This window comes from Chitinophaga oryzae, from assembly GCF_012516375.2.
Classification (GTDB): domain Bacteria; phylum Bacteroidota; class Bacteroidia; order Chitinophagales; family Chitinophagaceae; genus Chitinophaga; species Chitinophaga oryzae.
In genome coordinates this window covers 2,597,380-2,610,246 of the sequence record NZ_CP051204.2, presented here as the reverse complement: position 1 = coordinate 2,610,246, position 12,867 = coordinate 2,597,380, and the positions used below count along the sequence as shown (strand labels likewise).

Genomic DNA, 12,867 nt, shown 5'->3' with positions numbered 1-12,867 from the left:
CAAAATTCGTTTATGCTTGCGGGTTAGCCTGGCTACCCGTGGTTTCAATAATCAGGGAAGTTTGGGATATCAGCCCCAGCAGCTTGTTATTGGCGGGGTTCACCACCGCTACCGGTTTATCTGTTTCTGCAATGAAAGGCAGCATTTGTTCCACGGTCGTATCGGGATGCGCCACCGGCACATCCCGATGGATCACCGCTTCAATTGTTTTATCGCCCCGTTGTTTTACTTCCAGTACTTCGTGGAGGTATACGAAGCCGAGGAAGTGTTTATCAACCGTTACCGCCGGCAGAATTTTCAGGCCGGTGGCCCTCATCTTACGCAGGCTGCCTTCCGGGCCGTCTTTGCGGAACACCGCCGTGGTAGGCTTGGTGTCCATCAGGGAAGAGGCAGTGATGATCGCCTTGCGGTCCACTTTTTCCACGAACGAGCTAACGTATTCGTTAGCGGGCGCGGTAAGGATTTCTTCCGGGGTACCGATCTGGATGACTTCTCCGTCTTTCATGATGGCGATACGGTCGCCCAGGCGGATGGCTTCATCCAGGTCATGGGTGATAAAAACAATGGTCTTATGCATTTTCTCCTGGAGGTCCAGCAGTTCGTCCTGCATCTGTGTGCGGATCAGCGGATCAAGTGCCGAGAAGGCTTCGTCCATGAGCAGTACTTCCGGCTCGTTGGCCAGCGCACGGGCCAGCCCCACGCGTTGCTGCATACCACCCGACAGTTCTGCCGGCAGCATATTTTCGTATCCTTTGAGGCCTACCAGTTCGATAACGTTACGTGCTTTCTCCAGCCGTTCAGCCGCCGGCATGCCTTGCAGTTCAAGTCCGAACGCCACGTTCTCCAGAACAGAGCGGTGTGGCAGGAGGCCGAACTTCTGGAATACCATGGCAATTTCCTTACGGCGTACCTTTTGCAGGTCCGCGTCCGGGAGGGCCGTGATGTCCACGTTGTTGAGCAACACCTTGCCGGCGCTCGGTTCTATGAGGCGGTTGAGACAACGGAGCAGGCTGGATTTACCGCTGCCGGAGAGCCCCATGATGACAAAAAATTCTCCCTTTTCAATTTCGAAGGAAGCGTTTTTCACTCCCACCGTAGCGCCGGTGCGTTCCAGTATTTCCGCTTTTGACTTACCCTGTTGGAGCAGCTGCAGCGCTTCCTGTTGTTCGCGGCCGAAGATCAGCGTAAGGTTATCTATTTTAAGTTTAGGCATCATCGTGATTTTAACGTTTAGAAATAGTACCCGATGTTCAGGTTCAGGCGGCTGTGCCAGCGGGCATCGGGTGTGCCGGCGGCCAAAGCCTCATTCCACACAGGCCCCAGCCAGGGATGGTTTTTACCGGCGGCCCAGTCGACATAGGTAAAGACGTGGCCGGCGGTGATCATACATCCCAGTACATTCATCCGGGAGTCGTGGGCGCCTTTGACCTGTTTCTGCATATAGGAGTAGTCGTTATAAAACGTCAGTGCACTGACGGGGCCCCAGTGTACGGGTTGTGTATATGACAGCGAGGCAGTGTGCAGGAATGCTTCTGACGCTACCTGGTAAGACGCGCCATAGGCCGCCATGTCAACATATCCTGCCAGCTGTGCGGAGTCGGCAACGTTGTAACGGTAGTACATGGACTGCAACTTGAGGTTCCAGCGGCCTTTGTTAAGATTACCGTGTACCGCGGCCGCCCAGTGGCTTCCCATGTTTCCTGAGGGGATGTTGTACAATCCGCCCAGCATAACGGAAGCGCCTATACTATTATCCCTGTCCAGGAAATATTCCGCACGGGCGTTTCCCTGGTTGACTTCTTTGTTACGGCCTGCGGCGTCGTAGGAGTAGCGGCCGGGGTCGGTGGCTGATTTATCGCCGAAATTGAGTTCTTCCGCATTTTTAAAGAACGCCAGCTGGTAAAGCCAGCGGTTGGCGCGGCGTTGGAACTTGATACCCATATCATAATCATCTTCCTTGCCCACATAATATGGCAGGTTAAAAAACCAGCTGTGGGAGTTGTAGGTCACATTGCCGAAGGGTACTTGTGTGAGACCGATGTCCACATGCGTACTATCGTTGAAGTTATACCGTACATATCCTTCCTTGAGGAAGCTACCGCCAAAATCTTTCGAGTAGAAGCGGTATTCCGCGTGGAGGGACAATTTTTTCCAGGAGGCGTCCGCGTTGACGCGGAACATATCGAAGCCGAAGTCACCGCCTCTTTTCATCTGTTCCTTTTTCCACGAGGAGAGGTTATAGTTGAAGCGCAGCGCTCCGCCGATGTGAAAAGTGGGTTTGTCCGTATTTCTGGTATCCGTACTATCCTGTGCAACAATGACCAAACTAGGCAAGAGAAGCAATAAGCATAGCAACAACCAATGCAATGATCTCATCATAGCCATTAATTATTTAATATGTTTAAGCTGATCTGTTCCTGGGCGACATAGGGGACCTATGAGCATGCCACTGTACTGTTGACAGCGAGCGTAAAAGGAAAACCGGGCGCGAAACGGCCCGACAAATGATCAAATTTCCAATAAATATTGACCGTTATAGCGTAATGCGGTGTGCTCGGAAGGCACTTTAAACAGTCGGATTTTGCGTTAAGCTTTGCAAAAATACGAAAAAAAGGCTCAGTTGCCAAGCATTTTTTGAAAAACATCAAACAACCCGGCAGAAGAGATTGTTATAAGGGCAGTTGAATTCCAATCTGTTCCAGCAAATTTCTTCATCATTAAACCCTACAATTATGTCATTTGACTTACTTGAAAGTGCAAAAAGTATTTTTAACAGTAGTGTCGTTAGTCAGGCTTCCTCACAACTGGGAGAGAGCGAAGGCGGCATTCAAAAAGCATTAAGTGGGATCATACCGGTTGTATTAACGGGGCTGCTGAACAAAGCCGGTTCTGGTGGAGATGCCGGTGGTTTACTGAATATGATCAAAGGGGTAGCCGGCGACGCCAATCCATCTGCCGTGGCGGGCGCCCTGCAAAGTGGCGGCGGCGGCCTGCTGGCCAAAGGAGGCGATCTGCTGCGCAGCCTTTTTGGCGATAAGATCAGCTCCATTACTGGCATGTTATCTTCTTTTGCAGGCATCAAGGAATCATCTGCCAGCACCCTGCTGCAAACAGCCACTCCTGCCACGCTGGGCGCGGCGGGACAATATGCGGCACAAAACAACCTTACTCCCAATTCATTCCTCTCTTTCCTGAACACACAGAAAGACAGCATATTGAACGCCGTACCGGGCGGCCTCAACCTCGCCGGTGTCCTCGGTCTTTCCAGCCTGGGCGATCTCGGTAAAAAACTGGGCGGCATCGCCGCCGGAATTGGCGGAGTGGGTATCGGTGCTGCCAATGCGGCCGTTAACACGGTTAAACAAAGCGGTGGCGGCCGCTGGATATGGTCACTGCTCCTGTTGCTGGTCGCCATTATCCTGCTGTGGTATCTGATGAAAGGCTGCGGCGGCAAGAACCCGGAAGGCACTACTGTCACTGATAGTATCACCACCAGCCAGCTCGCTGATTCGGCAGCAACACATGTCACTAACGTAGAACCGATGAACTCTGCCCGTGAAAGCATACAGGTGACCCTGCCCGACGGCACTGTACTGCAGGCTTACAAAGGCGGCATCGAAGACCAGCTGGTGACTTTCCTGAAAGACGACACCCGCCCCGCCGGCAAGGATGTTTGGTTTGACTTTGACAACCTCAATTTCAAAACCGGCAGCGCCGTGATCACAGAAGAAAGTATGACGCAGGTAAAAAACATCGCCGCGATTCTCAAAGCTTTCCCTAAATCCAAAATAAAAATCGGTGGTTATACCGACCGCACCGGCGATAGTACGCAGAACCTGAGACTGTCACAGGAACGCGCCGCCGCGGTGGAAAATGCGCTCAAAAACGAAAAGGCTGATATGAAACAGCTGCTCGGCGCAGAAGGCTATGGTTCTCAGTTCGCCAAAGCTGCCGCCACCGCACCTGATGAAGAAAGGAAAAAAGACAGGCATATTTCCGTGAGCGTACGGGAGAAATAATTACGAATTACGAATTACGAATTGAGGGCTGCTTTATAGGACGGTTACTAAATAACCGCTTTGTAAAGCAGCCCTCAATTCGTAATTCGTAATTCGTAATTGTCTATTCCTGTTTTACCAGCACCATCCGGTTGCGGTCTGCCCGGTAAATGGTGGTATAGAACTTTGCGAACTCATTATAGTCTGTCTTGGGAAAAGTACCGGCTTTCCTTTGCAGTTTACGGATGTAGGTGATAGTATTCCCCTTCATTGTGGCCACGGCGCTGTAGCTGCCGAATTTGGTCTGCAGCGCCACCGGCGCGGGCAGCGCTTCTGCTCTATATCCTTCCGGCACCGTGATGGTAACAGAGTCTGTATGCATGAACGCGTATTTCAACACCAGGTCGGAAACCCTGTTGCTATCGGCATCCAGTTTACGGATGCTCCGGTTCAGGATATTAGGCACCACAAAAATCCGTTTACCCGTTACCGTTGCATAAGCGTTACAGCTAAGGTCCAGCTGCTCTTCTATCTCGGGAACGAGCGCAGGCTTCTCCCTGCATTCGTACTTACCAACATCATAACTGGACAGGTCCAGGGATTTACGCATTACCTCCAGCTGCTTGTCTTTACTGAGCACATGCAGGATATGATGCAGGTCTTCCTGTTCTTCCCCGCTGCGCAGAGTTACGGAAGAAACCTTCAAATTACCGTTGTCCTGCATCACGGCATTGACCGTACGCACCTGGCGGTTGTCCTGCATACCCATCGCCGGGGTATGCACCAGTTTTCCGCCTTCTTCCGTGAGGAGCAGCACGGCCCTGTCTGACGTAAAGCCGCCGAGGTATCCTGCGGGGAGCGTACCGCTGGTACATTCCAGCCAGGTAGTGTCTTTATCCGGCACACACAGGATTACGTGGTTGAAGTCGTCGTCCGGGAATTTTTCGTTGAGATATTTCTCACCATCCCCGGCTTTCACCCAGGCGCAATACGATTTAATACCGGCTTCTTTCAGCAGCGCCATCATATAATTGGACAAAGCCTTACAATCGCCATAACCTTTGGCGGCCACGGTTTTGGCGTCGAAGGTCTGTAGTCCGCCGATTCCCAGCTGGATGCTGATGTAACGGTAGTTTTGCTGCAACCATTTATAGAGCGTCTGTATCTGCTGTGCTTTGGAGGACTGCCCGGCAATCAGTTCATGCACCTTCTGTTTGATATTGTCCGGCAGCTCGTCGCGTCCGGCATTGATGGTGTAACCGAATTTGCCCAGCCCTTCCCAGGTGGCGCCGTTGCCTTCGTAATCATCAATTTTGAAAGCGGAGGGCGATATGAGCACATTGGCGCTCAGTTCCACGAACTCTTTGGAATAAGGCTCGTCTGCCAGTGCAGGCACGTTCTTTACTTCCCAGGTGTACACCAGTTTCCCTTTCTCGGTCACCGCCGGTTTGTCGCCCACACCGGAAGCCAGGTAACGCAACTGATAGTCCGCCGGCGTTACCACTGTGAAGCGGGAAGACTCTACGGTACAGTCTTTTTTTGCCTGCGGCATCCATGAGCGGAGGTTGTAGGTGTTATGTAGCCGCTCCTCCACTTCATACTCCACCGTATAGGGGTAGACGTTATGATAGAACCGGTGTACTTTGTAGCGGGTGTCAGTCATGAGGCTGCCGTCGCCATCTACGCTCAGGTCTTTGATATCTGACTGTTTCAGTTTTTTTATCAGTTTACCGTCGGCGTCATACAACGCCCCGCTGATGGACCTTACATCGACCTGTTTACTATAGCTTCTGACGAGCATAGTGGCATCGGCCCCTTCCTGGTCCAGTACCGTCAGCACATACCGGGTTACCACGTTCACTTCCCTGGGTCCGGAGATGGTTTGGGTAATTTCCTCAAACCGTTTCACCAGGTGGGCGTTTTGCTGCATGGAGTCCGGGATAGCCTTTGCGGGATACACCGGGTCGCCGGCCATCAGCCTGGTACAGCAGAATAAAGCGGCTGCAAGGGATGACAATAATTTCATGGGTTATTTTTTCTTTTTTAATACAATCTGTTCTGCCTGTTTTTTCACTACCAGGTCAAAGAACTCACGCAACGAAGGATAATCTTCCGGGGCGAAGTTGGCTTTATTCAGTTTCACCCGGGAGCGCAGCTGTATGTGGCCATCCTGCTGCTGGACCAGGTACTGGAAGAGTCCCTCGTCTTCATTGTATTTGGCCATGGCGGATTTAGGCAGTTCCTCCACCTCATAGCCTTCCGGCACGTCCATGTTCATGGAATAAATTTCGTCATATACCGCTTCCATTTCCACCGGGAATTTGCGTTCCGCCGATTTGAAGACATTCGTGCGGTTGTTTTCGGTGAGCATGGGGTTGAGATAGATCATCTCGTCATTATCCAGTTTGATTTTAAAATCGAACTTCAGCATTACCGGGGACTCCAGTGTTTTCAGGTCTTCCACTTCCTTGTTGGCCAGCTCTACTTCCCCAACAAAACCTTTACGTACTTTATCGAAGAACTCATCCTGGTTCTTTTCCTGTACTATTTTGCGGACTTTGTAAGATTCAAAGTAGGTGGGTCTTTGCTGGAAAGAGCCTTCCAACATGCCATTTTCGATCTTGCCAAACATCACGCTGGTAAATTTCTGTTCGCGCAGGGAATCGGCTTCGTAAGACACGCCGTTAGCGTTTTCGTCCACGATACGGGCGGGCCCGTTGTAGCAACGCGGAGAGAGGCGGGCAAATCCCAGCAGCGGATCAGACGCGTCGAGGCTGACGAACTTCTCGTCCAGCTTTACACCGGTGATGGTATAGTTAAAGCGGGACAGCAACGGATAGAACGGGTAGATGTGACCATTGTCCCGGGTACTGAGGAGTACCGGGTAGGCATCCAGTTTGGCCCGTTTCAGCATGGCAGTCAACAGCAGGTTGATTTCCGCGGTCGTACCGTTTTTGCTGTTGAAGATGGTTTTCAGGCTTCTGAAGATCCATACGCCGGATTGTTCTGTGCAGGTGAAATTGCTTCTTACCCAGTGATAAATGGCGGCGGCTTTTTCAGCGTCTGTTTTAGCGTCTTTCGTAAGACCGTCTACCACGTCGCCGAGGAAGCCGTTGTTATTACCGAGGGCGGAGCCGAAGTTTTCATCTTTCATCAGTTCCTCCATCAGTTTGGGCCAGGTGCTTCTCACCGGCTTGGACGGCTCGTTGGGCCAGTTGATGGAAGACAGCTGGAACTCCATCCGGTTGATATAGTTATCGGTGGTGGTGATGTAATCTTCATCACGGATAGCCGGCACATCTTTCAGGTACCATTTATAAATGGTGACGGAGGGCGTTACGGTGATTACCTCTGACTGGCCCGCGTTGTGGCTGTTTGTCCGGAAGCTCATGGTAGTGCGGCTCTGTTCTTTGGAGAAGACGAACTTTTCATATCCCTGGGGGATCTGCATGTAATCGAAGTATTCGGGGATGCCTACGCTGTATTCGCTGTAGCGCACGGGGTATTCTCCCTGGAAGTCCCAGGCCCGCAGGTACTGGAAATAAGGAGAGAGCACGGTATAGGAGTATTCGATGATAGAACCTTCCTTTACTGCCGGTATGGCAAATTTCTTCACCACCATATTTTTATCCTGTTTGTCGGTGAAGATGTTTTTGCTATCCATCTTCGTTTCCACTACTTCCCCGTTTTCGAGGCTATAAGCGGCGGCTTTCAGGTTCTGCAGTTTTTCCTCATCGGAGCTTCCTTTATACAGCCCGATTTTGACCGTAGCCAGGTCGTAGGCGTTTTTATCGATGATTTTAATGCGGGTATGCACTTTATAGACCAGGCGAAGCCCGCTTCCATCCGATTCAAAGCGGGAGGACCCGATCTTTGAGAGGACGATCGCATGTGCTCCGGAATCTCCGGCGACAGCAGCCACATTAAAGTCTTCTTTGGAAATTTTACCATATTTGATTTTGGCAGCATCCTGCGCCAGGGTTCCAATGGTACACAGACAACCCAGAACAAAGGTTAATAAACCGGATTTAAAGTTCATACAGGGATAAGGGGATTTGGGCACGAAGATAATGGAAATTACCGCTCGCGTTTATGTTATCCGTAATTTTGCAGCAATGAACAACACCTTATATATCAAACAGCTGGCGGCAGAACTGGGCTTTGACCATTGCGGCATAGCGCGGGCGGAGCAATTGGACGACGACGCCCGACGGCTGGAGCGCTGGCTCAATAAGGGGATGCATGGCAACATGCAGTATATGGAGAACCATTTCGACAAGCGGATAGATCCCCGGAAACTGGTAGAAGGTGCGCAGTCAGTGATTACCCTCTTATTTAATTATTTTCCTTCGGAGCGGCAGCGGCCCGACGCTCCTCAAGTTTCCAAGTATGCTTACGGGCAGGATTACCACGAAGTGATACGGGCGCGGCTTAAGACGATGTTACTGCGGATGCAGGAGCATATCGGGCCGGTACAGGGACGCGGCTTTGTGGACTCCGCTCCGGTGCTGGAGCGAAGCTGGGCGCGGCGTAGCGGCCTTGGCTGGATCGGCAAGAACGGCAACCTGATCCACAAGCAGGCCGGCTCTTTCTTTTTTATTGCCACCCTGATCACGGACATCCCCCTGGAATATGACAGCCCGGTAGGTGATTACTGCGGTACCTGTACCCGTTGCCTCGACGCCTGTCCCACCGGGGCGCTGGTATCCCCCGGCGTGGTAGATGGCAGCCGTTGTATCTCTTATTTTACGATAGAGCTGAAAGAGCAGCTGATCCCCGACAACATGCAGGGGCAGTTTGACGGCTGGATGTTCGGGTGTGACACCTGCCAGGACGTTTGTCCGTGGAACCGTTTTTCCCAAGCGCATTCCGAGGCTGCTTTCACCCCGGTGCCGGCTATCCTCAACTTCAGTACGCAGGACTGGGAAGACATGACCGAAGAGGCTTTCCGGGAGATCTTCCGGCATTCCCCGTTAAAACGCAGTAAGTACGCCGGTATCCGCCGGAACCTTCAGTTTCTGAACACCAAACCCTAACGTTTTGCCGGTACCTGTTTTTTAAGCCAGGCGGTGAGGGCAGCCGCCGCGGCGTAGTTGCGGTAGTCTGCCGACAGTCTTTTACCATCCACATATTCGTTGTAGAACCAGGGATCTCCGACGGCGAAGACGGTTCCCTTCCCTACTTTGGCCACCGCCATAATATTGTAGCCATTATCCTTAAATACCGCTCTGGCCGGGGCTTTCAGCGTCAGTGTAGAGAGTTCCTTAATGTATACTTTCCCGACGCCGGGGAAAATTTCATGGTCCTGCGGCAACACGAAAGCGCCCTGTTCCCAGTTGCGGCCCTGTACGCGGTTGCGGCTGTCGCCGTTAAAACGAATACCAAACTGTTCACTGAGTATGTTGAAGTGATCAAACTCCGCATTGAGGGAGTCGTTCTGCAGCAGCACCAGTACGCCGCCGGCTTTTACCCAGTTGTAGATAACTTTAGCCGCTGCGGGGGTCATGTAGTGAGGGTCAGGCGATTCTTTGTCCGTGTCCGGGTCGATGATCATATAGATATCAGAGTGCCGGAGGTTGACGGCTGTAGGTGCCTCATGAAGGGTATCCCGGCGGATGCCGAGCGAATCGAAAATATGGCCCCACAGGGACAGTCCGCCGCTGTCATCTTCATCCCAGATATAGTGCCAGCGGTTGGTGTTGCCCGCTTTGTCCTTTTTGTGTTCGTAGTTATAGTGGTAATCAAGCGTCACCACCGGCTGCCGCTGGGCATTGGCGGCGAAAACGGAGAGCAGGCAGCCTGCTGTGAGGAAAAGAAAACGTTTCATCATTAACATGGAATTGGGCGATAAAATACAGCATATTTCTGTAAAGCGTGATAGTATCGTATTAAATTATCCCCATATATTGTTAACAAGATTCATTTATCTTTTAACAAAATAATATCTGCTAAATACTTGACAATGGATTTAGCATCACCTACTTTTGTACCCGGTAAACGCTTTTAATCAATTATATATAACCCGGCTTTGCCGGAAGGTAACTGATTCAGCTTTTTATGGACCTGAGTGCCATAACGTGGAATTTTAGCGATAAAGGTCGAATTCTTTCGACCTTTTTTCTTTTTCGGGATATAACCATAGCGGCTATACGCGCCGGAAGAAGTTTTCCGATGGGGAGTATTTCCGGAAATGATGCAAAAGCGCTATCTTCAGCAACCAACTTAAACACTTCTCAACCGTTTTACCATGGAAATAAAAGTATTGACAGCTCCCGGCCTGGGCAGTTCTGGTCCGTTGCACTGGCAGTCCCTGTGGGAGCAGTCCATACCCGGTACGCAGCGGATAGAGCAGCGTTCCTGGGACCATCCCGTCTGTGCCGACTGGGTGGCGGCCATTGAAGCTGCCGTGGCGAAAGCCGGCCCGCAGGTGGTGGTTGCGGCACATAGCCTCGCCTGTATCGCTATGGCGCACTGGGCGCAGCAGACCCGTCTGCACATCACCGGCGCTTTGCTGGTGGCGCCGGCAGATGCGGAGAGGCCCGGCTTCCCGCCGGAAGCGACCGGTTTCGCGCCTATCCCCTTGCAAAAGCTGCCTTTCCGCAGCATTGTGGTGGCCAGTACGGATGACGAGTATTGCACTATTACCCGGGCTTCCTTTTTCGCTTCACAATGGGACAGCCGGTTTGTCAATGCCGGAGCCAAAGGCCACATCAACGCCGTTTCCAACCTGGGCGAATGGCTGGAGGGCCAGCGGCTGCTGAAAGAACTGGTACAAAACTGGCCTACCCTGTAGCCTGTTTTTTTACCGCTATCTCCTAAATCGATTTTCTACAGGCAATCAAGGTGGACAATTAACATAAACATAAAACAGGGGGCCCTGCAGAAACCCTTTCAGCAACTACCTTTGCCCCTTCTTTTTTCCTGGTTAAGCCGTTAAAATTCAGACAATTGAAAAAAATTCTTCTTTTATGCAGCGCGTGGTTGTCGGTTAACACCTACGCCCAAACGAAAACCTACACCCTGGCTAACGCCCACTCCCATAACGACTATGAACGTAAAACGCCTTTTTACCAGGCTGCGGCCCTGCAATTTGGCTATATCGAGGCCGACATTCACCTGAAAGACGGCGAACTGTATGTAGCCCATGACAGCAGAGACATCAGGGCCAACCGCACATTTAAAACACTGTACCTTGAACCGGTGGTCCGGCAGTTTATGCTGAACGACGGTAAAGCTTATGCAGACGGCACTCCGCTGCGGCTGCTGATAGACCTTAAAACCGCCGGCGTTCCTACATTGCAGGCGTTGCAGACCTTACTGCAGCCCTATCGTCAGTACTTCGATCCGTCTGTCAATCCCAATGCCGTACAGGTGATTCTTTCCGGCAACATCCCGCCGGTGAGCGCCTGGGGAGACTTTGACAAACTCTTTTACTTCGACGGCCGTCCGGACAGCACCTATCCCGCAGCTGCAAAACAGCGCGTGGCGCTGGTGAGCACCGACTTTCACCTGTACAGCAAATGGAACGGTAAAGGCACTTTCCTGCCGGCAGAACTGGAAAAAGTGAAAGGCGTTATCTCCAGGGTACACCAGCAGGGCTTTCCTTTCCGCTTCTGGGGCGCGCCATCGGCGAAAACATGCTACTATAAGCTGATGGACCTGGGCGCAGATGTGATTGGCACCGACTATCCCGAAGAATTGGCGGACGTGTTGCGCAACACTGACCGTACCAGCACCGGCCACCTGCCCGCCCATCCTGTATATACGCCGACCTATGCGTCGGACGCCACCCGTGTGAGATCCAAAAACGTGATCCTGTTCATCGGTGACGGTACCGGCCTGGCCGAGATGTTCGCCGGTTACACCGCCAACAAAGGCGATCTGAATTTATTCCGGATGCGGCAGCTGGGCTTATCCAAAACTGCTTCCACCGATAATTACCATACGGATTCCGCTGCAGGCGCCACGGCGCTGAGCTCCGGCAGCAAAACCAATAACCGGGAAATCGGTATGGACAATACCTACCACGCCATTCCGGTGTTACCGGAGATCCTGGCTGCCAAAGGCATTCCCAGCGGCGTGATTGTGACCGAAGAAATCACCGGCGCCACGCCGGCCGGCTTTTACGGTCACACTGCCGACCGTGACAACACGCAGGTGCTTCATCAGCAGCTGATCGACAGTAAGCTGCATCTGGCTGTCGGCGGTGGCAAAGAGGACTTCGCCCGCGATGTAAAGGGCGACCTGCGGCAGACGCTTGCCCAGTCCGGCATCCGCTTCTACGATGATCTTAGCGCCTGGGACACTGCCACACAAGGCCGTACCCTGGTCATCCTTTCCGACAAAACCGTTACCTCTATGCGCGACGGCCGCGGTTCATATCTCAAAGACGCACTGAAAAAAGCGTTGCAACAGCTCAGCGCGTCCGGCAAAGGTTTTTTCCTGATGGTGGAAGGTTCCCGCATCGATCATGGCGGTCACCACAACGATCTTGACTATCTCGTGCGTGAAATGCTCGATTTCGACGATACCATCGGAGAGGCGCTGCGTTTCGCGGATAAAGACAAACAGACCACCATCGTTGTAACGGCAGACCATGAAACCGGCGGCCTTGCGCTGATGGACGGCAGCATTGCCGACGGTACGCTGCGCGGCCACTTCGCTACCAACGACCATACCGGTATTCCGGTGATGGTGTTTGCTTACGGGCCTAACAGCCAGGATTTCCAGGGTGTATATGAGAATAATGAAATCTTCAGGAAGATACTAAAAGCCATGGAGGTTTCTCGCCAAGCGACTAAGTAAGCAAAGATTTTTAAGATAAAATAAGCAAACAAAGGAGGGGAGATCGTCGTTGATCTCCCCCTCC

At 52.1% G+C, this 12,867-nt stretch carries 9 protein-coding genes; 4 read left to right on the top strand and 5 right to left on the bottom strand.

The window, feature by feature from the left end; genetic code table 11:
• Positions 1–10: 10 nt before the first annotated feature.
• Both HF324_RS10965 and HF324_RS10960 read right to left on the bottom strand, forming a co-directional pair.
• Entirely contained in the window at positions 11–1,216 is a 1,206-nt protein-coding gene (locus tag HF324_RS10965; protein ID WP_246269490.1) for a quaternary amine ABC transporter ATP-binding protein, read from the bottom strand.
• Between the two features lie 14 nt (positions 1,217–1,230).
• Positions 1,231–2,334, bottom strand: a complete 1,104-nt coding sequence (locus HF324_RS10960; protein ID WP_220101296.1) for a hypothetical protein — start codon at positions 2,332–2,334, stop codon at positions 1,231–1,233.
• Between the two features lie 398 nt (positions 2,335–2,732).
• Between HF324_RS10960 and HF324_RS10955 the strand changes: the two genes are divergently transcribed.
• Positions 2,733–4,019: an OmpA family protein gene (locus HF324_RS10955; RefSeq protein WP_168802505.1), complete on the top strand. Its 1,287-nt coding sequence runs from the start codon at positions 2,733–2,735 to the stop codon at positions 4,017–4,019.
• A gap of 103 nt (positions 4,020–4,122) precedes the next feature.
• Here the strand turns inward: HF324_RS10955 and HF324_RS10950 are convergent, their stop codons facing one another.
• On the bottom strand, positions 4,123–6,024 hold the full coding sequence (locus HF324_RS10950) for a DUF3858 domain-containing protein (protein WP_168859782.1): 1,902 nt from the start codon (positions 6,022–6,024) through the stop codon (positions 4,123–4,125).
• 3 nt (positions 6,025–6,027) lie between these two features.
• Entirely contained in the window at positions 6,028–8,037 is a 2,010-nt protein-coding gene (locus HF324_RS10945) for a DUF3858 domain-containing protein (RefSeq protein WP_168802503.1), read from the bottom strand.
• Between the two features lie 76 nt (positions 8,038–8,113).
• On the opposite strand from HF324_RS10945, the gene queG reads away from it, so the two are divergent.
• A complete protein-coding gene (gene queG, locus HF324_RS10940; RefSeq protein ID WP_168802502.1) occupies positions 8,114–9,034 on the top strand; it encodes a tRNA epoxyqueuosine(34) reductase QueG in 921 nt (306 codons plus the stop codon).
• Here queG and HF324_RS10935 read toward each other — a convergent pair.
• The gene (locus HF324_RS10935) at positions 9,031–9,828 is read right to left on the bottom strand and encodes a DUF4350 domain-containing protein (RefSeq protein WP_168859780.1); all 798 of its coding nucleotides are present in this window, start codon (positions 9,826–9,828) and stop codon (positions 9,031–9,033) included. The genes queG and HF324_RS10935 overlap by 4 nt on opposite strands.
• 417 nt (positions 9,829–10,245) lie before the next feature.
• Between HF324_RS10935 and HF324_RS10930 the strand changes: the two genes are divergently transcribed.
• On the top strand, positions 10,246–10,791 hold the full coding sequence (locus HF324_RS10930; protein WP_168802500.1) for an RBBP9/YdeN family alpha/beta hydrolase: 546 nt from the start codon (positions 10,246–10,248) through the stop codon (positions 10,789–10,791).
• Positions 10,792–10,946: 155 nt separating this feature from the next.
• On the top strand, positions 10,947–12,803 hold the full coding sequence (locus HF324_RS10925) for an alkaline phosphatase (RefSeq protein WP_168859779.1): 1,857 nt from the start codon (positions 10,947–10,949) through the stop codon (positions 12,801–12,803).
• The last annotated feature ends 64 nt before the right edge of the window (positions 12,804–12,867 follow it).